This is a genomic window from Rufibacter sp. LB8, from assembly GCF_014876185.1.
In the GTDB taxonomy this organism is placed as follows: Bacteria; Bacteroidota; Bacteroidia; order Cytophagales; family Hymenobacteraceae; genus Nibribacter.
Genome location: NZ_JADALJ010000001.1, coordinates 496,104 through 518,811 on the forward strand (window position 1 = coordinate 496,104; position 22,708 = coordinate 518,811).

Sequence of the window (22,708 nt, forward strand, 5' to 3'; positions counted from 1 at the left end):
AATTATAATGATCAGTCGGTTTAACAACGCTGACGGTTTCTGAGTTACGACACAAACCATTCGCCCTTGGCGATCAACTGTACCTGGCCGCCCACGTTGATTTCATATTGGCCTGGTGCGTGTTTCTTGCCTTGCAGTTTGATGGTGGCGTTCCTTTTGATTTCATAGCCCTGCTCCACCAATAGGTTCAACTCCTCATTTGGGTAATAATCATGGTGCAGCAGATAGCCTAAAAGACAGCCGTTGGCACTGCCCGTGGCGGCGTCTTCAATTATATGGCCGTTTTCCAGGGCAAGCATGCGCGCGTTGATTTGGTGCGTTGGGTGGTAGGTTTGGGGGCAGAAAAAATAAAGCGCTACCGTGAGGCCGTCGGGACGTTGCGTTTTGTAGAGTTCATGTTTTTCAAGGTAGGCCTGCATCGGTTTCGGGTCTATGCACACGTTTTGAATATCGGCTAGCGTCTTCAGCGGAATGATGAGGAACGGAAGCCCCGTGGAAACTTCCTGAATAGGAAACTGAAAATTAAACGCCGCCTCTGGCAAGCCTAACGCTTCCGCGAATTCCTGCGTGGGCAGGGGAGGGCCAAACGTTGGGTTGATTTGGCGCATAGACAGAAAATGCGGTCGGTTGCCTTGGTACATGATTTCAACGGGAATTTCGCCTACGGCCACGTGGAGGGACAGCTGCGGGACTTCCTGCTTCAAGATAAACTGTTGCAGCACAAAGGCTGTGCCCAAGGTGGGGTGCCCCGCAAACGGGACCTCATATTCCACTGTAAAGATGCGTACCGGAAACCCTTGTTCGGTGGGTTGGTCGGCCATGAGAAAGGTAGATTCCGCGAAGCCTATTTCCTGTGCAATCTGGAGCATCTGCTCGGTGGTTAGGTGCTGCGCCTGCTGGAAAACCGCTAATTGGTTGCCTTTGAACGGCGCATCTGCGAAAACGTCAACTATGTAAAAGGGAATTGTTTGCATGGCCTGAAGGTAATACCTATCCTTTTCAGGACATAACTCTTAAGCCACTACAGAGAGATTTTGTTGTTGCCGCTATGTTAACTGAATGGTACTGTACCTGGCCTGCACCAGCATGAACACGCCGTAGCACATAAGCCCAAGGGCCACCACCCCCAATAGGTAACTCCCAAATGGGGATGTTTGCAAAAAGGTGAAGGCGCCTTCGGTCCCCTCGGCCCGATTGGGGTTATTGCTCCAAACTGCCCTTAAAAAGAGAAACCCAATGATAGCGAAGACAATGCCCCGGGCCGTGAACCCTGCCTTGCCGGCTTTTTTTAACGTTGTGTACTGGCCCGATGGCAGCCCTTCCACTTCCTTCATGAAGGATCCTTTATAGGCTTTTATTATTTGATAGACTCCGTTGGCCACAATAATTAATCCCAGCGCTATAGCTGCATATTTGCCCCAAGAGCTGCTCAGTAATTCAGAAGCTATTTCTTTTTCCCTTGATCCGCCCGACGAAGAATTTTGGCTACCAATAGCTATTTTAAAAGCCAGAAATGCCAGTGCTCCATGCAACACCCCACTTACAGCAAAAGCCACCCGTTGTACGAGTCCTTTTGCCTCATTTCCTTTATCTTCTGTGTCTTTAATTGCTTGAATGAATCGCCATACACTATACCCCACCAAACCCAAGCCTAACAGAGCCAACAAGAAATCTCCGCCCGGCCAGGAATTTACTTCTTTTAGCGCGTCTGAGTTAGAAGCCTTTTCGCCACCAATACCAACAGCGGTCATAGCAGTAAGAGCGCCCATTAAGAAATAAACAATACCTTTGGCTGCGTGCCCAAACTTTGCAAATGTTTCAATCCAGCCTTTCTCTCGTTGGTTCATATAAAAATTAGTTATTGCGTAAATCTGGTTTTGGTAGGTTAAATGGTTGATATTTAAAATTAATTATATTTTAATTTAGTAAAAATTAATTATAAATGATAAATAAACCAATTGAAGCGATTTTTTATACAAGTCAAAATGACAAAATAGTTAGCATTAAAAGGAGGCACCTTCAGATTTGTGCCTCATCAGTTATGGAAAATGGCAAAATGCATAAAAGTAGGCATTAAAGTATAGTTGTTGGTAGGGTATTATTACTACTTGATTAACAAAGTGTAATGAAATATTATCTGAATTTTTCCTTGCGTTTGCCAGGTAAGTGCGGCACCTGTAGATACCAGCGATTTGCATAATGAAATACTAAGCCAAAGCAAGAAGTAGTTTGAAGGCATAGTGGTAGAGTTGAGCCTCTATCTCCTTATGTCTTAAATTTTACGGATAACTGTATTCAAAGTTATTTTAACTTAGCTTATGATGCTATGTGTATTCTATTAGTGGATTTTTAATCACCTTTAATTAAATTTATAAGAAAGTAGTTGGTTGTAATTAAAAGTTAATAAATGAAAAGATGTAAATATTAATATGATAATTTATTTAAACCTAAAAAGAATTAAAGGAATGCCTAGAAGTTAAATTAAAATAATTAGATATTAAGTTTTAAAATTAAGTATATAAATAGCAATAAGTGCTTTTTTTGATAAATAAATTACTAGGTAATAAGTACTATAATTTAGGAGAGTGTGTAAGTTGATAAATGTAATTAAATATATCTAATGTAAATCTATCTGGCTTGTTTGGGTATTGATTTTAAGTATTTAAAAATAAGTATTTAAATTTTGGAATAATATCCTAGTTGTTCAGGTGCTTGCTTTTTGTAAAATAATAATTGGGTTTTAAGGTTAATGTCATTTAATAACGGATTGATTTTTCTATGAATTCTACTTCCTCCATATATTTGATTTCGGTTAGAGGGATATGTTGATAATACCTATGTGGTAGCCACTAATCAACATTCAATTATTTATTTTACTTGTTCCATTGCAGGTAAGGCACTTTGATACGGCATAAGGAAAGTTTTGGATGAGGCTTGCAAGAGAGAAAGAGAAACAATAGATTTGCAGAAGAATCAGGGTAGAAAGTCTTGGTTCGCTAGTCAGGCGCACGTGGTGAAACTGGTAGACACGCCATCTTGAGGGGGTGGTGCCCTACGGGTGTGGGAGTTCGAATCTCCCCGCGCGCACAAGGACAAACAAAAAAGCGGCATACCTTTTTAGGGGATGCCGCTTTTTTTATTCAGGGGTAACGGGATGCGTTTTCGGGCTCATTTCCAGAAATGAGCCCGAAAACGCATCCCGTACATTATATTCAGGTCTTGGCAATTACAGGTCCATACTCCTGGTAAACATTACTCAAATGTCTGCTTGAAGGGGTTGCCAGGCTTTACCAGCATCACTTTCTCACGTTCCACCACCACTGAGCCAGGCGCGGCACCTTTCGGCTTTCTAACGTATTTCTTTGGCGTGTAGAGAACCGGGCACAAAGAGTCAGATTTCCGTTTGGAGTAAAAGGCCGCCAATTGCGCCGCTTTTTCAATGACCTGGCTTGGGAACGGCTTACCAGGCTGCAACTTTACCACCACATGGGACCCAGGCACGTCTTTGGCATGTAGCCACAGGTCATCTTTGTGTGTGTGCTTGAGGGTGAGCTTGTCATTGGCCTTGGCGTTTTTGCCTACCAATATTTTGAAGCCTGCTTCCTCAAACTGGTAATAGGGCGTATCTGCGGGTGCGGCTGCGGGGGCAGCAAGGGTGTGCTCCTTCAGAAAAGCCCTGAGCTGACTGGCGGTTTTTGTTTCCTTCAGGCGTTCCAAGGCTAGCGTCAGGGTTTCTACCTGGGCTTCTTTTTTAGCGGCGCGTTCCTGCAGCAGGGTAAGTTCAATTTTTTGGTTTTTGGCTTTTTTGTAGAGTCTTTCTGCTGTTTTCTGAGGGGTTTCTGTGGTGTGCAGTTTTATGAGCCGGTTTTTCTCCTGGTAAAAGTCAAACAACTCCACTTGTTGGGCACCTAGCGGAATAGTGGTGAGGTTCGCCATGATGACATCGGCGGTTTGGGCGTAGGGGGTACCGTGGTGCCACGTCTCCAGTTTTTCCTGAATCTGGTACCAGATTTTCTGAGCAACCTCTAGTTGCCGTTCCAGGGTCTTTAAAGCAACCGCGTAATTCCTGCTGTAATACTCCTCTGCCCTGTATCTGGGGACAAAAGCATTGAGCGCCTTTAAGGGGTCTGTAAAACTCTCTGAGACCTCGCCAATTGGCAGCAGTGACAGCCGTGGGGTTAGGGTAATGTACGTTAGGTAAAACGTAGGCTTGTCCAGAAGTTGCAACATGTGCTGCACCAGTCCCCACTGCTGCTCTGGAGGTGCCTGGTCATACCCTTTTTCCTTTAAATAGAGCAGGGGAATCTCTCCCAGCGTGGGCAGTTGTTTCTGCAATGGCAGGGATGAAGCTAGAAAGGACTCCTGCTGAAGATGCCAGTTCTGGTCCATGGCACGGTAGTCAAGCGCCAGGTCTTTGGTAAGTTTCCGGTGGAAGAGTTCCGTGGCTTGGTCCTCCTGGAAAAGAATCACATTTGACCGGTTTCCGAACAGTTTGAAAAGCAGTACTTTCTGGCCAGTGAAGGATATATAAAAGCTTCTTTCCTGCTGGTGCACTCTGACCTCTTCCACTTCTTCGCCCAACAGGGGCTGGAACAGGTCAACCGAGTTCTGTCGGGCGCGGTTAAACGTCTCTGGAAATTGTAGGCTGGAGAAAGTTGGCGTTTGAATGGCTTTCAGGTAAAACGGGCCCTGTGCAGTTCCAAACGCCAGCATCAATTCATCCTTTTCCTGACTGAAGGCTTCCTGGACTGTAGCGCCCACTAAAATTATCTGGAGCCTTTGAGCCAGTTGCCGAAGGAAATAATAGTTCTGGTGCACGGTTAAAGGGTAAAAGAAAGCCCGTCATAGGCCAGCCGCACATGGGCAGGCAGTTCTGCTTCAATGAGCCGGTGTTGGCCCAGCAGGTGGCTTATATGAGTGAAATAGGCTTGTTCAGGTGCCAGGTCTTCCATCAAAGCCAAGGCCTCTGGCAATGAGAAATGCGAGATGTGCGGCTCTTTGCGCAGGGCGTTGACCACCACCACCTTAGAACCTCTAATCTTGTCTTTCTCTGCCTCAGAAATAAAATTTGCGTCTGTGATGTACGTGAAATCCTGGATTCGGAAGCCAAACACGGGTAATTTGTGGTGCATGACCGCAATAGGCGTCACAGGTACGCCTTGGGCATCAAATGGGTCTAGGCTGATGGGGTGAAGCTCTACTCTTGGAACTCCCGGGTAATTTGAATTCGCGAAGATGTAACTGAATTCCTGCTGCAGCTGCTCTAAAACCCTGGGGGCGGCATACAGCGGCATGTCAATGTGCTGCATGAAGTTGAACGCCCTAATGTCATCTAAGCCCGCCGTATGGTCTTTGTGCTCATGGGTAAAGAGAACCGCGTCTACCCGTTTAATGCGCTCGCGCAGCATCTGCTGCCTGAAATCTGGTCCCGCGTCAATGATCAGGCTGGTGCCGTTCACTTCCAAATGCACAGACACCCGCAACCGTTTGTCTCTAAAGTCAAGTGACCGGCACACCTCACATTCACACCCAATAACGGGTACGCCTTGCGAAGTGCCGGTCCCTAAAAATGTTACTTTCACGCAGTAGTCAGCGTTTGGTTTTTAATGGCGAGGTATAATTCCTGGCTTTCCTTCCGTAGCGATTCAACAGATAGGTCAATAGCTTTCAGGATCTCCACCAAGCAGTTTATTTTTCCCTCCAGCGGGAAATACTTATTCACTACGGCTACTTTGGTTTCTTTCAAGACGCAGAAACCAGACTTAAAGGAGCCTTTCTCATAGCGCAGCATGTACTCAGACTCCGCAAAAATATCTTCTAACCGGGTAAGGAAAGGCCGGGTGTACTTAATCTGCATACGCGTAAACTACTTTCTCCAGACTTACTGCACGTATTCTTTCACGGTCTGCACCAGCATGTCAAAGTCAAGCGGCTTGGGCAGATACGCATTGATGCCAGCCTCCTTGAATTGCTCCAAGGTGTAGTTGTTGGCATTCCCGGTCACCGCAATGATTGGAATTTTGGCGATCTCTGGGTTTTCATTTGCCCTGATTTCTTTGGTGCACTCCATCCCATTCTTCACTGGAATGTTCAGGTCCATGAGAATAGCATCTATTTTCTGGTCTTGCACTTTCTTAAGCACTTCCCCGCCATTTTTAGCCGATAGCACTTTGTAGTTCTGCAGTTCCAGTATTTTCTTGGTAAGGTTGAGAATCACAGAGCTATCCTCTGCAATAAGAATGGTTTTAGACTCGGCCATGGTTAGTTTGATAAAATTTTTTGTCTGTAGTGGGCTTTAAAGTTAGCAAAACTTGCTTCTAATTCTGCAAATGTCTGGGGTACATACGCAACTGACCCTTTTAAGATATCGTGTTCCAGGTCTTTGGCCAACGTAGAAACGGTGGTGAGGCCCAGGGTAGAGGCAGTACCTTTTATTTGATGCAGTGTACTTAATAAGTTATCATATTGTTGTGCCGCCACGTCGTTTTTAACGGCTTGCAGCAATTCTGTGGTTTCCTCCTCAAAATCAACGTACAGCTGCAGGGCAAAATCATTGCCGCCAATGCTTCTCAGTTGCTCCACAATCTCCATCTCCAAGAAATTATCATGGGTCCCTATTGTCTCCTGGTCGCCTTCTGGTTTACTTGAAGTAACTGACGCCTCTATGCCATGCCCATACCACCGGGAAATGCGGTCATATAGATCTGTGATCTTCACCGGTTTTGAGATGTAGTCGTCCAGGCCTTCACTTATGAATTTCTCCGCATCATCTTTCATGGAGTAAGCAGTCATGGCAATAATGGGCGGACATTTTGTTTTCAGGCGGGCCTTTAATTCCTTGGTGGCCGTCACGCCGTCCATCTCGGGCATCTGAATGTCCATGAAAATAATCTCATAGTCTTTGCTGGTGGCTTTGGCAATGGCCTCAAACCCATCTGAGGCCACATCTGGAAAGCAGTCCATGCGCTCCAGCAGTTTAATGGCTACTTTCTGGTTAATCTGGTTGTCATCAACCAACAGGATTTTAGGCGCCGGCGAGAATTTGCCAATGGTATCCAGTTCTTTGGAAGACAAGAGCTGTTCATTGATTTGGGACACATTCTCCGCCTCACGACAGGTAATGGTGAACCAGAAGGTGCTTCCCTGACCCGCCTGTGACTCAACGCCAATCTCACCGCCCAGCAATTCGCTTAGCTGTTTGGAGATAGCCAAGCCCAGGCCGGTGCCGCCAAATGTTTTGGAAGAGGAATTGTCTAATTGGGTGAAATTGGTGAAAAGGCGCTGAATGTCTTCTTCACTAATGCCTATGCCCGAGTCTTTCACCCTGAATTCAAGCAAATGCACGCCCCCTTCAGACTGCAAACTCTGCACCTGCACCTTCACCTCGCCTTCATTGGTGAACTTAATGGCGTTGGATGTGAGATTAGAAAGTATCTGCAGCAAACGAGTTTCATCTGTGATGATGTACCTGGGCGTGCCAGGGGCCATGGTATACAGAAACCGTAGGTCTTTTTGCGTGGCCCGGTTGGCAAACAGCGAATGAATTTTATCTAAGGAATAGTTCAGGTCAATGCCAGACTCATTGAGTTGTAATTTGCCTGCCTGAATTTTAGACAAGTCCAGAATGTCATTCAAGATATCTAACAAGGCGTCAGAGGATTTTCTAAGAGTGTCTATATAATCCATCTGCTCCTCATTGTTGGCAGAATGGTGCAGCAGGTCAATCATACCTATAATACCGTTCATGGGCGTTCTTAACTCATGGCTCATATTGGCCAAGAACTGCGTTTTTGCCTGTAAAGAGTTTTCTGCCAGTTCTTTAGCCCGTATGAGTTCATTCTGGGTGTTTTTTAGTTCCGTGATGTCACGGCATACTCCCTCAATGGCTATGGCTTCGCCTTCTGCAGACATGATAAGCCGCGAGTTGATGAGCACTTGTTTCTCGTCCTGGCCTTTGGTGCGCAGCGATGTCTCAAAGTTGTGCACACTTCTCTGGTGAAAGAGGGTTTCCAACAATTGCTCCCTGTCTTCAGGGTGTACATACAGTTCCTGGGCGCTCATGTGCATAGCCTCATGCTGACTGTAGCCCAGCATGTCTTCTACAGAGGGGCTGACCAATTGAAAGTCTCCCTCAATATTAGTTTTATAATACATGTCCTGGAAAGACTCAAAGATCTGCCGGAATTTCTCTTCGTTTTCTGCCAGGGCTAACTGTGAAATTTTCTTTTCTGTGATATCAAGCGCAATTGCCGAGACATCATCAAACGTGCCATTCTCCAGGTAGATGGGGTTAAGCAACACTTCACGCCACTCAGAAACTCCGTCTGCCTTTTCCAGTTCAATCTCAAATTGCTGTGGTTCGCCCTCAAAGGCTTTTTGGTAGGCCTCCTTCATCAAAGAATAGTAAAGTGGCGTCACAAAAGATTCCACCAATCCTCCCAGGGCCATGCCCAATACAGGCTGCTGGTTGGACCAGGATACCATCTCATTGGCGAAATTCTGGTTGAAGGAGGTTAAGCCGTACTGCCGGTTAATGGACCACATTAAATGGTCACCGCTTTCAAAAATTGCCTTGAGCCGGGCATTCTGGATGGTGATTTGCTCCTCGTTGCGTTTCCGTTCAATGGCCAGGGCCACCTGGTTGGAGATGAAGTGCAGAATTTCAATGTCAGACTGCACGTAGGCTTCGGGGTTTTTGTAATCCCGCACCGCTATGACGCCAATAATTCGTTCGCCAATAGAAAGGGGGGAGCAGAGCATCACTTCTGGTACCACCCCGTTCACCTCAATCTTGCCTTCGTCCACCAAAGCCATAAAGTCCTGTTTGGTGGTGTACAGCGGTTTACCGGTTTTGATGATGTACTCCGTCATGCCATTGGAGAAAGGCCGGGACAGTGAAGTGCCGGGTGTGTCTGACAATTGGTCTACATAATAGACAAAGTTGATGTTGCTCTGGTGTTCATCTAGCAGCGCAATGTAGAAGTTGTGCGTTTCAATGATTTTGCTCAACTCACGGTGAATGGCACTGTAGAGCGATGGTAAATCTTTGGAACTGATGGCCAGGTTGGCAATACTGTAATAGACTTTCTGTAGGCGTTCTGCCTTTATGCGGTCTGTGATGTCATGGAGAATGGCACGTGTGGCAATAGGTTTACCATCTTGCCAACTGCAGTTGATACTACCAATCAAGTGAATAGGCTTGCCGCTCTTGGTAAGGAAAACGGTCTCAATCTTGTTCACGTCTTCGCCTTTGTAGAGATTACGCAGCTGGTAAATCAGTTTGGCTTTGTAGTAGGGGTGCACAATGTCATTGAGCGTTAAGGTCTCAATGTCAAAATCATTGTAGCCAAGCTTCTCTTTCCAGGCGCGGTTTACGAAGATGAATTTATTATCAGTGGAGATGTTCTGAATTAAGTCATGGGCGTTGTCAAACAGATCCTGGAGCCGGATTTTGTTGTCTTTTAAGGCTTCCATGGCAATCCGCTTGTCGGTCATGTCTTTCCCCACCGCCGTAATACCCACCACGCTGCCTTCAGCGTCCATCTCAAACATGATGTTCCAGCGCAGAATCTTCACCGATTGGGACTTGGTCACCAGGTCCCATTCATAGTAACTGCGCAGCGTTTGGTTCTGCAAGGCTTTCTGAATCTCATGAATACGCGCGTTTCTTTCCCGCTCCGGTACCAGCAATTCATAGTAGTTCTGCCCAATAACCTCCTCGCGCTTATATCCCGTGTACTGCAGGAAATAATCATTCACGTACACAATGCGCAGCTCCAGGTCTAGGCTCACGTAAGCCAGGTTTACCTGGCTCAGAAAAGACCTGAACTGCTGCATGGATTCCCGCAATACTTCCTGCCGCCTGATTAATGCCTGGGCTTCCTTTCTTGAGGTGATGTCTCTGATGATGCATTGCACAAAAGCCACGCCCTCCAACTGAATGGCACTGAAACTTATTTCACTGTCAATGACGCGCCCGTCCATTTTCTCAATGCGCCACTCCAGCGTCTGCGGGTGACCGTCCAGCACGGCGGCTTCAATCATCTGCAGTGATTTCTCCACCGAAGAACTGCCGTCGGCCTGCAAGCCAGGGGAGAAGTCAGCCACCCGTTTGCCAATAATGTCCTGCTTGTCACAGTCCAGCAACATGGTGGCCTGGAAATTACAGTCGGCTATCTGGGTGTTGTTGAGCAGGAAAATGGCGTCATTGCTGGACTCAAACAGGGTTTTATATTTCCCTTCTGAGTAATGCAGTTCCTGCCGTAACTCAAACTTTGACAAGAACGAATTCAGTTCAAATCCTATGTTGTTAATGAATTCTGTAAGGGAACTGGTAATGTGCGAGGCGTCATCTACCACCAAAACCACAACCGCCAAATACTGTTTCTCGGTGCAGATGGGCATGGCCACCACTTCCCGCTTTTGGAACAAGTGCTGGAAATTCCGCGAGATGCTTAAGATTGACCGGTTTTTGGATTTATTCTCCAACTGGGAGAGAAACTCGGGTTTTAAGGCCAGAACACTGTGATCCTGCAAAAGCGTGGCTTCTTTACCGCGACTTTTGACCAGTTGCACCATGCGCGTGGCCGGCTGGTATACATACACCCCGCCACCGGTGATGTTGGGCCTTTTTAAAAGAGACTCCAGCGCCACTGCCAGGATATCATCTGCTGTTTTGAGAGTAGACAGGGAGGGGATCAGCTTGTTCATGAACTCCTGCTGGTCATTGCGCTGCCGGCCAGCTTCCAGGTGCATACCCGTGTCTTCAATGGGTTTGGCGGTGCCCAGCACCACTTCCTGCCCAAAATACCGGCCGCACCTAAAGGATAGCAACACCGGATACAGCGTTTCTTCTTTGTTTTTAAACCACCAGTCAAACCGTTGGGTCTTGCCGGCACAGGCTTGTTGAATTCTTTTCTTGAAGGCTATTTTCTCTGAGGGGTTCAGGTCAAAGGCCTCAAAGACGTTTCTGCCCATCAGGTCCTGCTTCTCAAACTGCACCAGGGCCAGGGCTTCGCGGTTGATGTCTATGAAGCCGCCTTTTTTGTCTAAGATGAACAAAGGCTCATTGCTGTCTTCAAACAGGCTTCGGTAACTTGACTCAGAGGCATACATGTCGCCCACGGGCATCACCTCAGCAGACGCAGACCGCACCGCAATGTAAAGCAACTCATGGCCACCCTGTTGCACCAGGCTAGACTTGAAATACAACAGATTAGTGTCTAGGATGTTGTCTTTGGGCTGAATGAACCCGCTTATGTTTTTCCTGTGGCGCAGCAGCCGTATATGTCTATCAAATTTGGACAGGTACCGGTTATCCAGCAGGTCTTTGATGTTCAAATTTTCAGGAAATGGCTGCCCTCTAAAAAAGAAGTCGCGCGCCTGCCGGTTCACCGACAGCAGCAGGCCGGAGAGGGTGCAAACAAACATCAATTTTCGGCTCCCGCTTACGTGTTCTGCCAGGTTTATCAACTGCTCTGCCGCCGCTATCTGCGCTTGGTTCTCTATGGCCGTTTGTGCTGTCATTGTGTAGCTATATCCTTATAGAAAAGTGCCTTTTTGCCGGATTGGTGGTACTTGCCCAGAAAAAGCCTAATTTAGCAAAAATAGCCTGAAACTGGTTATTTTCTGGAAGTTCCTCTTTAATAGAAATCGCCCCTGGCCAGGGTACCGGCGCCTTGCCTGTTTATGGGTAAATCCATTGTTTTCACCGTCACCACAGACTTAACCCAGGACCAACGCATGCAGCGCATTGCGGGCACCCTGGCCAAGGCTGGTTTTAAGGTGACGTTGGTGGGGCGAAGCTTACCTAATTCTACCCCGCTGACAAAACAAGATTTCCAACAACACAGAATCACCTGCCACTTCCACAAAGGACCACTTTTCTACCTTGAATATACTATAAGGCTGTTGTTCTGGCTTTTAGGGCACAGGCATGATATTCTGGGAACCATAGACGCTGACACCGCCATAGCGGGCATTGTAGCTTCCTGGTGGCAGAAAATCCCGATGGTCTATGACGCCCACGAGTTGTTCCCAGAAATGCCAGAAGTGGTGCACCGGCCATTAGTAAGGAAAGTATGGGCCGCGCTGGAGAAATGGGCCTTCAAGCGGGCTAGTTTGAGGTACACCGTTAGTGCCTCTTTGGTCCAGTATTTCCAGGAAACCTACCAGGTGCCGGTGCACCTGATCCGGAATGTGCCCTTCAGGCAAGAACAGATTATTCCAACCAAACCAGTGCCGTATTTTATTTACCAGGGCGCGCTCAACGAAGGCCGGGGCCTGGAATGTACGTTGGAGGCCATGCAAAATATACCTGCCACCCTTGTGATTTGCGGCGAGGGTCCTTTGAAACCTAAATTGCAGGAGTTAGCCACCAAGCTTGGAGTGGGGGAGAAGGTAGTATTCAAAGGAAACGTTCCGCCGCCACAATTGGCTGAACTGACCAAAAATGCCTGGGCGGGTATTATGCTGCTTGAAAACCGGGGCCTTAGTTATTACTATTCTTTGGCCAATAAATTCTTTGACTATGTGCAGGCAGGCATTCCGCAGGTGTGCGTGCCGTTTCCGGAGTACCAATTACTGAACACCCAGCATGAAGTGGCTTTGTTGGCTTCCACCAACGTAATGGAAGTTCGTCAAGCCATGCTCACCTTGCTCCATGACCATGAAACCTACCAACGGCTGCAGCAGAATTGCCTGTTGGCGGCCCAGGAATGGAATTGGGAACAGGAGGGTACGCATTTGGTGATGCTGTATCAATAAATACCATGAACAAACCCAGATTCCTGATAGTGGTGGTGGGCCCCACGGCCGTAGGCAAAACCGATTTCTGCGTGCAGCTGGCCAAACGCTTTGAAACCGAGGTGATTTCCATGGATTCCCGGCAGTTTTATAAAGAATTGAGCATTGGCACTGCCAAACCAAGCCTGGCAGAACAGGCCGGCGTGCGCCACCATTTCATTGATTCCCACTCCATTCTGGAAGAGTACAATGCCGGCGCCTTTGAGCAGGATGCGCTTGCGGTGCTGAATACTTTGTTCCAGGAAAAAGAAGTGGTGGTAGCCACCGGAGGTTCGGGGCTTTATGTGCGGGCGCTCTGCGAAGGCTTGGATGAAATGCCTGACATCTTGCCCGGTATACGCGAAGAATTAACGCAGCAGTTGGACCAGGAAGGTTTGCCTGCCCTGGCAGCGCAATTGCAGGAAGCAGACCCAGTTTATGCCGACCAGGTAGATCTGCAGAACCCGCAACGCGTCATAAGGGCTTTGGAAGTTTGGCTAAGTGCCGGAAAACCGTATTCTTCCTTCAGAAAACAGGAAAACGCCAGACAACGTGATTTTATTATTATCAAAATCGGTTTGAACCGCGACCGAGCGGACCTTTATGACCGCATCAACCGCCGCATGGACCTTATGCTGGAGCAAGGTTTGCTGGACGAAGTGAAACTGGTGTATCCTTACCGTGCGCACCAGGCCTTGCAGACTGTGGGCTATACAGAATTATTCAACTTTTTGGAAAGAATGTATGATTGGGAGGAGGCCGTTCGGTTACTCAAGCGCAACAGCCGGCGCTACGCCAAAAGACAACTGACCTGGTTTAACAGAGACCCTGAGATTACATGGTTTCACCCAGACCAGGCCCAGGAAATTATGGAATTCCTGAAGACCAAGATGAAAGCCGAACCGTCAGGTCAATAACGTAAATTTTCCGTTTTGGGGCTCATTTTCGGAAATGAGCCCCAAAACGGAAAATCCATTTAGTGCTGATGATGGAAATTTACATCGAACTTCAAAAATCCTAAACAAGAATTTAAGGCAAGTTTAGAACCTTAAACTAATTACTGGCTGCAGACATAAAAGGATCTGAAAATTTCCGTTTTTGGGCTCATTTCCAGAAATGAACCCAAAAACGGAAATAAGATTTACACGCTCAAGACTTCCACCAGTTTCAGGAAGCTCTCACTAATGGGTTTCTTTTTGGTGATAGTGTCATGGAAAGGAGTGTACACAATTTCACCGTTGATCACGCCCACCATTTCATTTTTGCGGCCGTCAATTAAGCCTTCCACGGCGGCCATGCCCATTTGGCTGCTCAACAAACGGTCTGCCGCAGTGGGTGAACCGCCGCGCTGCACGTGGCCAATAATGGTTACTTTGGCGTCCATCTGAGGCAGTGCTTCTTTCACTTTAGCGGCAATCTCGGTGGCGCCACCTTCATCGTCGCCTTCGGCCACAATAATGATGAAAGAGGTTTTGGAGCGGCGCCAGCCTTGCTGCAGGGTTTCAATCACCTCGGGCATAGAGGTAATGGTCTCTGGGATCAAAACCATCTCGGCACCGCCGCCAATGGCGCAGGGCATGGCAATGTAGCCCGAGTCACGGCCCATCACTTCCACAAAAAACACGCGCTCATGGCTGTCGGCGGTGTCGCGTATCTTGTCAATGGCGTCAAGGGCGGTGTTCACGGCAGAGTCGTAGCCAATGGTGTAGTCTGTGCCGTACAGGTCATTGTCTATGGTGCCGGGCGCGCCAATAATAGGAATGCCGTATTCCTCGTAAAATAACTTGGCGCCGGTAAACGTACCGTTACCGCCAATGGCCACAATGCCCTCAATCCCGAACTTGGAGATCTGGTCAAAGGCCTTCTTGCGGCCCTCGGCGGTCATGAACTCAGGAGACCTGGCCGATTTCAGGATGGTGCCGCCTTTTTGAATGATATTGCTCACCGAATGCGAGAAAAGACGGTAAATCTCCCCCTGAATCATGCCGTTGAACCCGCGGCCAATGCCGTATACTTCTAATTTATGGTAAACCGCCGTGCGGACCACTGCCCTAATGCACGCGTTCATGCCCGGGGCATCGCCCCCAGACGTAAATACACCTATCTTTTTCATACTCTACAAAAACGTAGCCCCAAAGTAAGGTTTTACGTAAGAAAGTTCAAGCTTTTTAATTAAAGCGAGCCAATGGGCGCGTCGGCAATTGGCCCTGCCAACCGCCAGAACCACTTCTCTGATTTTTAAAAATGCATTGAGAAGAAAATGTGTGATAAAAATGGCAGAATGGTATTTAAAACGAAGCAATATTTTGCAAAAATCGTAAATTACAGAAGCAAGCGATAAAGGAAGGAGGCTGTGCAAAAATTGCGCAGTCTTTATCCGCTCAATCCTCCACCCTAACCCAACGCACATGTTTTCCTTATTTGAGAGCGAAGAAACAAAACGGCTCAAAAGCCACATCATCAACCTGGGCGCCCTGGCCAAGATTGACGGCCACCTGGACTCCGCGGAGATGGACCATATCATTTCCATTGGCGAACGGAAAGGCATGCGCCCCCAGGACATCCGCTCTCTTTTAGCCGACTGCCAGAACATAAAACTGACCATGCCCAGCAATGACTTGGACCGCTTTGACCAAGTCTATGACCTGGTGGAGATGATGCTAGCCGATGGCATTGTGGACGACAGCGAGATGGATTTCTGCCTGGACATTGCCACCAAGATGGGTTTCAGAAAAGCAGTAGTGGGCGTGTTAGTGAAGAAAATAACCACCGGCGTAAAAGACGGCCTCAGCCGCGAAGAAATAAAAACAGAGGCGTTGAGCTTCTTAGAAATTCAGTAATCGCCATTACCCATTTCGTATTTTTTGAAGCCGATTTTTGCCCCACACAAAGGTGGCCGTGTCATGCTCCATGCCCACTGAAATACTTTCCCCAGGTTTCTTGAAATGGGCACTTATGTTATAATAAAGGCACTTTTCGATCCTTCTGAAATTCTGCCCTATTGGTCACCAGGAACCAGAGGAAACCCCCAATCAGTCTAAAGTAGACTTAGTTCGTTTCCAGAATTTGTGAAGTGGTATCTGCTGGCAATTTTGGCGAAGTTTCTGTACCGTCAATTCTGGTAGAAGAAACTGAGTCAACGGTTTGTTCCAGAACCGCACTGTCATTGTAGGACGCGCCATCTTTCTGCATTTCCTGCGTTTCTTTCGCGCCGCAACCCATTACTAGACAAAGCAGTACCCAACTCCAGTTTTTCATACAAAACACTGTTTACAGATAATTAAGGCCTTGCCAAACCGAGGTTGATAGATATTCCGTTTTCGGGCTCATTTCTGGAAATGAGCCCGAAATCAGACATCCATGGGCCAAAACAAGGGCACCACAAACAGAATAATGGTGATTAGGACCAACGTGAGGCCAGACCCAATTTTGAGGAAGTCCATAAACTTGTACTTGCCCGGGCCATACACCAGAATACAGCTAGGCTCAAACGGCGTTACCAAGGAAACCGACGCGGAGAGCATGATGGCGATGGCAAACGTGCGCGGGTTGGCGTCTAGTTGGGCCGCGGTCTGCAGCGCCACGGGCAAGACCACCAGCGCAGCCGCGGCATTAGACATAGGCTGGGTGAGAAAGACCGTGAGTAGAATAAAGCCCGCCAGAATCACCGTCAACCCGAACGGCTCCAGCAGTTGCACAATCCAGCCGGCCAGGAACTTGTCGGCGCCCGTGTTCTGCATGGCCATGCCAAAGGCCGTCATCCCGCCAATAAGAATCAGTAAACGCCAGTCAATCACCTGGTAGGCCCGGTCCGTGGAAATGCATTTAAACAGCACGCTCAGCACCGCCGCACACAGAAAAGACACCGACAAGGGTAGGAGCCCAGTGCTGCCCACAATAATGCTCACAATGAAAAACCCCAGGGTAAGCAGGCCTTTGCGTTCCTTGAACAAGATGGGCTTGAACTCATCTAACACGGCCAGATGCTGGTTCATTTTGAGGTATTCCAGACGTTCTGCGGAACCCTGCACCAGAAGCAAATCACCCAACTGGAGCTGCACGTCGCCAATTTTGGTCCTGATGGTTTCGCCCTGGCGGGAAATAGCCAACACCACCAAACCAAAGCGGCGCAGAAACTCAATCTCTCTAATGCTGCGCTTGAGCAAATCAGATTTCCCGGTGATCAGAATCTCGGCCAGGCGTATATCACCGCCCACCAGGTCATCTTCCACAATCACGTCAGCCATGATTTGAATGCCTTTGGTTTCTTTCACCCGTATCAGGTCATCCATTTCGCCTTCCACCAAAAGCACGTCATGCGCGCGTATGCGGGTGCGGTAATCTGGCAAAAAATTATCTTTGGCCCTAATGATGTTGAGAATGCGGAAGCTCATTTTGGAAAGGTCTGAGGCAAACGCAATCTGGCCAATCAAGGGCGAATCTTCCAGCACAATGATTTCGGTGAGGTAGGTTTTGATGTTGTATTTAGTGGTCAGGCCCTGGCTGGTTCCTTCTGGAAGCATTTTGTGGCCAATGGTCATCATGTACATCACACCCACCCCAAAAATCACCAAGCCAATACCGGTGAACTCAAAGAACCCGAAGGGCTCAAACCCCGCCTTTGTCATGTAGCCGCTCACCGCCACGTTGGTGGAAGTGCCAATGAGCGTGCATGTGCCGCCCAGAATGGAGGCATAGGCCAGCGGCATCAGGAATTTGGAACTGCTGCTCTGCATTTTTTTGGCAATGCCCACCACGGGAGTCACAAACAAGGCCGTCACGGTGGTGTTGTTCATAAACGCGGAGACCAGGCCCGGCACCACCATCACAAAAAGCAGGAAGGTCATGGGTTTGGGCGTACTCCTTCGCATGAGCCAGTTGACCAGAAAGTCCAGCACGCCGGTGTCTTCCAGGGCGGCGCTGAGCACGAAGATGGAGGCCAGAATGATAATGAAATCACTGCTGAACCCGGCAAAGGCCTCTTCTGGGGAGATGATTTTGAAGCCGGTGAGAATGATCAGCAGAATAAGCGTGATGACGTCTACTGATATTTTCTCAGAAGCAAACAGCGCAATGGCGGCCAGCAGTAAAAACAGGACAAGGGCAATCTCCATAAGGGGTGCGCAACGTTAGGTCAGGGGTTCTCTATTGTTAGAATACAAGGCCGGCAAGGTACGCAGGCTACTAGAAAATGCAATGTGTGTTTTACTGGCAGCAGGTGTAAAAGGTTGATGTTTGGCCGGCCGTTTTCGGGCTCATTTTCAGAAATGAGCCTAAAAACGGATATTCTCCTCAATGGCCTCCAGCACAACGGCGCAGGCATGGTCAATCTCAGCCTCTGTGATGGTGAGGGGCGGGGCAATGCGCATGGACTGGTCACAGAACAGGAACCAGTCAGTGAGCACGCCTTTCAAGATGGCAGTGTCAATCACGGCCTTCAGCACCGCAAAAGAGTCAAACTCCACGGCCATCATCAGCCCGCAGTTCCTTATTTCTTTTATGGCCGGGTGCACTAGTTTTTCTTTGAACCGCGCCGCCTTGGCCGCCACCTGTTCTATTAAATTTTCTTCCTGGAGAATCTGCAAGGTAGCCAAAGATGCCGCACAGGAAACCGGGTGCCCGCCAAAGGTAGTGATGTGGCCCAGCATGGGATCGTTTTTAAACGAATGCATGATCTCCTGCCGCGAGATGAACGCCCCAATAGGCATACCGCCGCCCATGCCTTTGGCACAGGTGAGAATGTCGGGCACCACGCCAAACTGCTCAAACGCCCAGAACGTGCCCGTCCGCCCGAAGCCGCATTGAATTTCGTCCAGCACCAGCAAAGCACCCACTTCAGTGCAGCGCGCGCGCAGCTTCTGAAGATAGGTTTTGCTAGGAACGCGCACGCCGGCTTCGCCCTGCACGGTTTCCAGAATGACGGCGGCGGTTCTGGTGGTGATCTGAGCTAACTCCTGCTCATGGTTGTGCCGTATGTGCCGCACGTCTGGCAACAATGGCCTGAACGACTGCTTAAACGACTCAGAACCATTTAACGACAACGCGCCCTGTGTGGAGCCATGGTATGCCTTGTCAAACGCCACCAACTCTGTACGGCCCGTGAACCGCTTGGCCAGCTTGCACGCGCCCTCAACGGCCTCACTCCCCGACGATACAAAATACACATTGTCCAGACCGGCCGGTAAGGTTTGCGCCAGGGCATGGGCCAGTTGGGCGGGCGGGGCTTGCACCAGTTCGCCGTACACCATTAAATGCAGGTATTTGTCAAGCTGGTCTGTGATGGCCTTTAAGACTTTGGGGTGCCGATGGCCCACGTTGCTCACGCCAATCCCCGAGATCATGTCCAGGTATTTCTCACCGTTGGGGCCGTACATGTACACGCCCTCGGCGCGTTCAATCTCCAGCAAAAGCGGGAAATCTGTGGTTTGGGCCTGGTGTTGCAGAAATAACTGACGGGCTGAAAGCATGGCGAGACAAGAATTAGCTGCCGTGAAGATACGCACAAAGCCCGGAATGCCCGCGGTGGTTTCTCAGGGGAAAGGGAGGTGCGTTTTCCGTTTTCGGGCTCATTTTTGGAAACGGAGCCAAAAACGAAAGGGAGGCTAGTGCCTCCCTTCCATTCAAATTAACAAACCAAATGTTACTTTTTAGCTGTCTGCAGGCGTTCCAGCAGCAGCTTGGTGAATTCACGCTCTGAGCGGTAAAGCAAAGCCAGCTGTTTGGCTGAGATCACGCGCAGGTAACGGTCCATGTACTCTTTCTCCAGGTCCAGCTCTCTCTGCCTGATGGCCATGCGGGCCTCAAGTCCAGCCAGTACTTTTTCCTCAGAAAGGGCAGAAATGTTCTCTTCTTTGTAGGGGCGCATGCGCTGGCGTAATTCCTGGCGCTTGGCCTCATGCTCATTGTACACCGGCCAGAAGCGCTGTGCCTGGTCTTGGTTCATGCTCAGTTTCTCTGTGATGAAGGCGATTTTGGCGTTCTCAATCCGCTCCATGCGGGCTTTCTTCTCCTCAGGGGTTTCTTTCTTACTCTGCGCCTGCGCCACCATGCCCCACAGGAGCATCATCATCAAAATAAGGCAGTTCTTAGTCTTCATTATAATCAATTGAGTGTGATTCATCCTGTAAAATCTCTAGGGCCGCCTCTACATTCACGTCTTCATGTGACACCTGCAGAAACTCCAACGCTTGCGGGGCGCGGCTGGCGGTTACCTCGGCCACATCGGCGGTTTCCAGCTCCACGCGGGTCAGGAGGTACTGCGCAATCTCATCTTGCGGTATCTGACCCAACGAGGCCGACTGCCCATGGCCAGTGCGATCCAGGGTTTGCACCGTAAAAAACGAGATCACGAACACCAGCGCCATGCTCACGCCGGCTGCCAGCATTTTAAACCGGCCCAACCAGGCAAAGGGAGCCGTGGCGCCAATGGGACCACTTTGTGCCGTGCGTTGCATCACGCGGCTGGGCAGGGCCTCAAAGTAACGCTCCGGCACTTGGAAACCGGTTTCCTTTGGTAAGCTATTGATATTGTACTCGTTGTTTTCCATACTACTCAGCTGGTTAGATGCAAATGGGGCCGCAGGGTTTAATGGCTTTTCAAAAACTCTTCAATTTTTTTGGCGGCAATGTGGTAACTGGCCTTTAATGCGCCCACGCTGGTGCCCAGAATCTCAGACATCTCCTCGTACTTCATCTCGTCAAAATATTTCATGTTGAAGACTAGGCGCTGCTTGTCTGGCAGACGCAACAAAGCCTTCTGCAGTTTCAACTGAATCTCGTCGCCGGAGAAACCGTCTGACGTTTCCAGCTTTTCTGACAGCTCAGCGGCCACGTCATGAATGGGCAAAAAGAAGCGTTTTTTCTTGGCGCTCAGGAAGTTGAGGCACTCGTTGGTGGCGATGCGGTAAATCCAAGTGTAGAGTTGGGCGTCTTTCCGGAAGTTCTCCAGGTTGGACCACACTTTCACGAACACTTCCTGCGTGAGGTCGTCGGCGTCATCATGGCTGATGACCATTTTCCGGACGTGCCAGTACACCTTCTGCTGATACTTGCGCACCAGCTGGTTAAAGGCCAGGTTCCGGGACTGCGGGTTCTGGAATTTCTCTAGAATCTCTTTGTCTTCCAACGCCGGGAAATGTAGTTGTTAGTGTTTGGTTATTCGTGATTAGTTGGTAGCGGGGAAGTTGGTGAAGGTTTCCGTTTTCGGGCTCATTTCCAGAAACGAGCCCGAAAACAGAAATATTATTATGAAATTCTGTGAAGTGAATTTACTCTTAGTATTTGAGATAACAGGTTTAGGCTTTTTTTTGCACTGATTTGGAAACTTAAACCTAAAAACACAAATCTTATGAATAGTAAGCTCATAAGTATTGGTGGAATAAGCCCAATTGAATTTTCTAAGTCTTTTCTTAAAAGAGTTAATCCAACAGATATAAAGGGTAGTATCATTAGGATTGAAGTAAGTATTTTGAATACAGTATGAATCTTAATCTGTATAATACCTTCTTTGCCTTGAAACTCACCTGTAAGGACGCAGAAACCACCTGAACCGATTTTAGGCATTATTACCTTAAACGTAGTCTCGTCCACCATTCCTATAAATGCTTTATCTGTTGGTACTGAAACCAAGGAAGAAGAAATTTTGGTATGAATTCTTAAATCTTCCAAAGCACTAGCGCAATCATTCTCTAATTCAACAGAATACACGCGAGCAGGAAATAATCTCATACTTGTCTAAGATATTGAATTTAAAGAAACCCACCCAATATATCAATAGACCCTGGCTTTAGCCAGGGGTAGGACGGGAATAACAAATCGGCTTTAGCCAAAAAATGAATTTGGCTAAAGCCGATTAAATTTATCTTGGAAACCCTGGCTGAAGCCAGGGCCTATTCAATTTGGTAAGCGATATCTAATTGCTGTTTATTTCCTGTAACTGATAACTAACAACTAATGACCAGCAACTACTTATTCTTCCGCCCAATAACTTTCTTCGTAGCTTCCACAATGCTTTGCTCGTTGAGGCCGTATTTCTCCATTAACTGCTCCGGTGTGCCGCTTTCCCCGAAGGAATCATCTACGCCCACTAATTCCAGCGGCGAAGGTAGTTCCTGCGCTAGCAAACGTGCCACAGATTCGCCAAGGCCACCGTTCAATTGATGTTCTTCTGCAGTCACTACGCAACCGGTCTTGCGAACTGAGGCTAAGATGGCTTCGGTGTCTAGCGGCTTTATGGTGTGAATGTTGATGATTTCGGCGTCAATGCCTTGTTCGGCTAAGAGTTTACCGGCCAGAATGGCTTTCCAAACCAGGTGACCGGTGGCCAGAATAGTTACGTCTTTTCCTTCGTTTAGCATGACGGCTTTGCCGATGACAAATTCCTGATCAGCAGGGGTGAAGTTAGGCACTACCGGCCGACCGAAGCGCAGATACACTGGGCCTTCATGCGCGGCAATGGCGATGGTGGCGGCTTTGGTCTGGTTGTAGTCGCAGGGGTTGATAACGGTCATGTGCGGAAGCATTTTCATCATGCCCACATCTTCCAGAATCTGGTGCGTGGCCCCGTCTTCGCCCAAGGTCAAACCGGCGTGCGAGGCACAGATTTTCACGTTCTTACCAGAATACGCCACTGATTGCCGTATTTGGTCATACACACGGCCCGTGGAGAAGTTGGCGAACGTGCCCGTAAACGGAATCTTTCCGCCAATGGTCATGCCCGCCGCCAGGCCAATCATGTTGGCCTCAGCGATGCCCACCTGGAAGAAACGCTCCGGAAACTCCTTCTGGAAATCGCCCATCTTTAAAGAGCCAATCAAATCTGCGCACAGCGCCACTACGTTGGGGTTGGTGCGGCCAAGTTCCAGTAGGCCAGCCCCGAAGCCGGAGCGCGTATCTTTAGAGTCTGAGTAAGGGAAATCCTTCATGC

The 22,708-nt window shown here is 48.6% G+C and carries 19 protein-coding genes and 1 tRNA gene; 4 read left to right on the forward strand and 16 right to left on the reverse strand.

All coding sequences use genetic code 11. The features are described 5' to 3' along the window. Positions 1 to 44 precede the first annotated feature (44 nt). Together IMY23_RS02025 and IMY23_RS02030 are read right to left on the reverse strand one after the other, a co-directional pair. On the reverse strand, positions 45 to 974 hold the full coding sequence (locus IMY23_RS02025; protein ID WP_192820496.1) for a PhzF family phenazine biosynthesis protein: 930 nt from the start codon (positions 972 to 974) through the stop codon (positions 45 to 47). Between the two features lie 72 nt (positions 975 to 1,046). After that, complete coding sequence (locus IMY23_RS02030; protein WP_192820497.1) at positions 1,047 to 1,847, reverse strand: DUF1206 domain-containing protein; 801 nt, start codon at positions 1,845 to 1,847, stop codon at positions 1,047 to 1,049. 1,157 nt (positions 1,848 to 3,004) lie between these two features. Here IMY23_RS02030 and IMY23_RS02035 point away from each other — a divergent pair. Continuing rightward, positions 3,005 to 3,087, forward strand: a tRNA-Leu gene (locus IMY23_RS02035). A 165-nt stretch (positions 3,088 to 3,252) separates the two neighbouring features. Here IMY23_RS02035 and IMY23_RS02040 read toward each other — a convergent pair. From IMY23_RS02040 to IMY23_RS02060, 5 genes are read right to left on the reverse strand one after another with little or no spacing between them, the layout of a single operon-like run. Then, positions 3,253 to 4,818: an NFACT RNA binding domain-containing protein gene (locus IMY23_RS02040; protein ID WP_192820498.1), complete on the reverse strand. Its 1,566-nt coding sequence runs from the start codon at positions 4,816 to 4,818 to the stop codon at positions 3,253 to 3,255. A gap of 2 nt (positions 4,819 to 4,820) precedes the next feature. After that, the gene (locus IMY23_RS02045) at positions 4,821 to 5,582 is read right to left on the reverse strand and encodes an MBL fold metallo-hydrolase (RefSeq protein WP_192820499.1); all 762 of its coding nucleotides are present in this window, start codon (positions 5,580 to 5,582) and stop codon (positions 4,821 to 4,823) included. Further along, a complete protein-coding gene (locus IMY23_RS02050) occupies positions 5,579 to 5,857 on the reverse strand; it encodes a hypothetical protein (RefSeq protein WP_192820500.1) in 279 nt (92 codons plus the stop codon). The genes IMY23_RS02045 and IMY23_RS02050 overlap by 4 nt, the downstream gene beginning before the upstream one ends. Before the next feature lie 24 nt (positions 5,858 to 5,881). Continuing rightward, positions 5,882 to 6,259, reverse strand: coding sequence for a response regulator (locus IMY23_RS02055; protein WP_192820501.1), 378 nt, complete (start codon positions 6,257 to 6,259; stop codon positions 5,882 to 5,884). 2 nt (positions 6,260 to 6,261) lie between these two features. Further along, positions 6,262 to 11,526 (reverse strand): PAS domain S-box protein, encoded by a 5,265-nt coding sequence (locus IMY23_RS02060; protein WP_192820502.1) that lies wholly within the window; start codon positions 11,524 to 11,526, stop codon positions 6,262 to 6,264. A gap of 162 nt (positions 11,527 to 11,688) precedes the next feature. On the opposite strand from IMY23_RS02060, the gene IMY23_RS02065 reads away from it, so the two are divergent. After that, positions 11,689 to 12,765, forward strand: a complete 1,077-nt coding sequence (locus tag IMY23_RS02065; RefSeq protein ID WP_192820503.1) for a glycosyltransferase — start codon at positions 11,689 to 11,691, stop codon at positions 12,763 to 12,765. Between the two features lie 5 nt (positions 12,766 to 12,770). Further along, positions 12,771 to 13,700: a tRNA (adenosine(37)-N6)-dimethylallyltransferase MiaA gene (gene miaA, locus IMY23_RS02070; RefSeq protein WP_192820504.1), complete on the forward strand. Its 930-nt coding sequence runs from the start codon at positions 12,771 to 12,773 to the stop codon at positions 13,698 to 13,700. A 224-nt stretch (positions 13,701 to 13,924) separates the two neighbouring features. On the opposite strand, the gene pfkA is transcribed toward miaA, so the two are convergent. Continuing rightward, a complete protein-coding gene (gene pfkA, locus IMY23_RS02075) occupies positions 13,925 to 14,896 on the reverse strand; it encodes a 6-phosphofructokinase (RefSeq protein WP_192820505.1) in 972 nt (323 codons plus the stop codon). A 295-nt stretch (positions 14,897 to 15,191) separates the two neighbouring features. Between pfkA and IMY23_RS02080 the strand changes: the two genes are divergently transcribed. Then, positions 15,192 to 15,623 carry a TerB family tellurite resistance protein gene (locus IMY23_RS02080; protein ID WP_192820506.1) on the forward strand — a complete coding sequence of 144 codons (432 nt, stop codon included), beginning with the start codon at positions 15,192 to 15,194 and terminating at the stop codon, positions 15,621 to 15,623. Positions 15,624 to 15,831: 208 nt separating this feature from the next. Here IMY23_RS02080 and IMY23_RS02085 read toward each other — a convergent pair whose 3' ends face one another. From IMY23_RS02085 to IMY23_RS02120, 8 genes are all read right to left on the reverse strand, one after another. Then, positions 15,832 to 16,041 carry a hypothetical protein gene (locus IMY23_RS02085; RefSeq protein WP_192820507.1) on the reverse strand — a complete coding sequence of 70 codons (210 nt, stop codon included), beginning with the start codon at positions 16,039 to 16,041 and terminating at the stop codon, positions 15,832 to 15,834. 92 nt (positions 16,042 to 16,133) lie between these two features. Continuing rightward, positions 16,134 to 17,897 (reverse strand): SLC13 family permease, encoded by a 1,764-nt coding sequence (locus tag IMY23_RS02090; RefSeq protein WP_192820508.1) that lies wholly within the window; start codon positions 17,895 to 17,897, stop codon positions 16,134 to 16,136. A 159-nt stretch (positions 17,898 to 18,056) separates the two neighbouring features. Beyond that, a complete protein-coding gene (locus IMY23_RS02095) occupies positions 18,057 to 19,250 on the reverse strand; it encodes an aspartate aminotransferase family protein (protein ID WP_192820509.1) in 1,194 nt (397 codons plus the stop codon). A 173-nt stretch (positions 19,251 to 19,423) separates the two neighbouring features. Then, positions 19,424 to 19,879 carry a hypothetical protein gene (locus IMY23_RS02100; RefSeq protein WP_225986382.1) on the reverse strand — a complete coding sequence of 152 codons (456 nt, stop codon included), beginning with the start codon at positions 19,877 to 19,879 and terminating at the stop codon, positions 19,424 to 19,426. After that, complete coding sequence (locus tag IMY23_RS02105) at positions 19,869 to 20,330, reverse strand: hypothetical protein (RefSeq protein WP_192820510.1); 462 nt, start codon at positions 20,328 to 20,330, stop codon at positions 19,869 to 19,871. Before IMY23_RS02105 ends, IMY23_RS02100 begins: the two co-directional genes overlap by 11 nt. A gap of 38 nt (positions 20,331 to 20,368) precedes the next feature. After that, positions 20,369 to 20,908 (reverse strand): RNA polymerase sigma factor, encoded by a 540-nt coding sequence (locus tag IMY23_RS02110; protein ID WP_192820511.1) that lies wholly within the window; start codon positions 20,906 to 20,908, stop codon positions 20,369 to 20,371. 119 nt (positions 20,909 to 21,027) lie between these two features. Continuing rightward, positions 21,028 to 21,510, reverse strand: coding sequence for a hypothetical protein (locus tag IMY23_RS02115; RefSeq protein ID WP_192820512.1), 483 nt, complete (start codon positions 21,508 to 21,510; stop codon positions 21,028 to 21,030). 236 nt (positions 21,511 to 21,746) lie between these two features. Further along, positions 21,747 to 22,706 (reverse strand): transketolase family protein, encoded by a 960-nt coding sequence (locus IMY23_RS02120; protein WP_192820513.1) that lies wholly within the window; start codon positions 22,704 to 22,706, stop codon positions 21,747 to 21,749. Positions 22,707 to 22,708: the final 2 nt, after the last annotated feature.

Bases quoted from the DNA above. Each gene is read 5' to 3' on its own strand.
- IMY23_RS02025 (WP_192820496.1), bottom strand. From the start codon at position 974: ATGCAAACAATTCCCTTTTACATAGTTGACGTTTTCGCAGATGCGCCG.
- IMY23_RS02030 (WP_192820497.1), bottom strand. From the start codon at position 1,847: ATGAACCAACGAGAGAAAGGCTGGATTGAAACATTTGCAAAGTTTGGG.
- IMY23_RS02050 (WP_192820500.1), bottom strand. From the start codon at position 5,857: ATGCAGATTAAGTACACCCGGCCTTTCCTTACCCGGTTAGAAGATATT.
- IMY23_RS02055 (WP_192820501.1), bottom strand. From the start codon at position 6,259: ATGGCCGAGTCTAAAACCATTCTTATTGCAGAGGATAGCTCTGTGATT.
- IMY23_RS02060 (WP_192820502.1), bottom strand. From the start codon at position 11,526: ATGACAGCACAAACGGCCATAGAGAACCAAGCGCAGATAGCGGCGGCA.
- IMY23_RS02065 (WP_192820503.1), top strand. From the start codon at position 11,689: ATGGGTAAATCCATTGTTTTCACCGTCACCACAGACTTAACCCAGGAC.
- miaA (WP_192820504.1), top strand. From the start codon at position 12,771: ATGAACAAACCCAGATTCCTGATAGTGGTGGTGGGCCCCACGGCCGTA.
- pfkA (WP_192820505.1), bottom strand. From the start codon at position 14,896: ATGAAAAAGATAGGTGTATTTACGTCTGGGGGCGATGCCCCGGGCATG.
- IMY23_RS02080 (WP_192820506.1), top strand. From the start codon at position 15,192: ATGTTTTCCTTATTTGAGAGCGAAGAAACAAAACGGCTCAAAAGCCAC.
- IMY23_RS02085 (WP_192820507.1), bottom strand. From the start codon at position 16,041: ATGAAAAACTGGAGTTGGGTACTGCTTTGTCTAGTAATGGGTTGCGGC.
- IMY23_RS02090 (WP_192820508.1), bottom strand. From the start codon at position 17,897: ATGGAGATTGCCCTTGTCCTGTTTTTACTGCTGGCCGCCATTGCGCTG.
- IMY23_RS02095 (WP_192820509.1), bottom strand. From the start codon at position 19,250: ATGCTTTCAGCCCGTCAGTTATTTCTGCAACACCAGGCCCAAACCACA.
- IMY23_RS02100 (WP_225986382.1), bottom strand. From the start codon at position 19,879: ATGAAGACTAAGAACTGCCTTATTTTGATGATGATGCTCCTGTGGGGC.
- IMY23_RS02105 (WP_192820510.1), bottom strand. From the start codon at position 20,330: ATGGAAAACAACGAGTACAATATCAATAGCTTACCAAAGGAAACCGGT.
- IMY23_RS02115 (WP_192820512.1), bottom strand. From the start codon at position 21,510: ATGAGATTATTTCCTGCTCGCGTGTATTCTGTTGAATTAGAGAATGAT.
- IMY23_RS02120 (WP_192820513.1), bottom strand. From the start codon at position 22,706: ATGAAGGATTTCCCTTACTCAGACTCTAAAGATACGCGCTCCGGCTTC.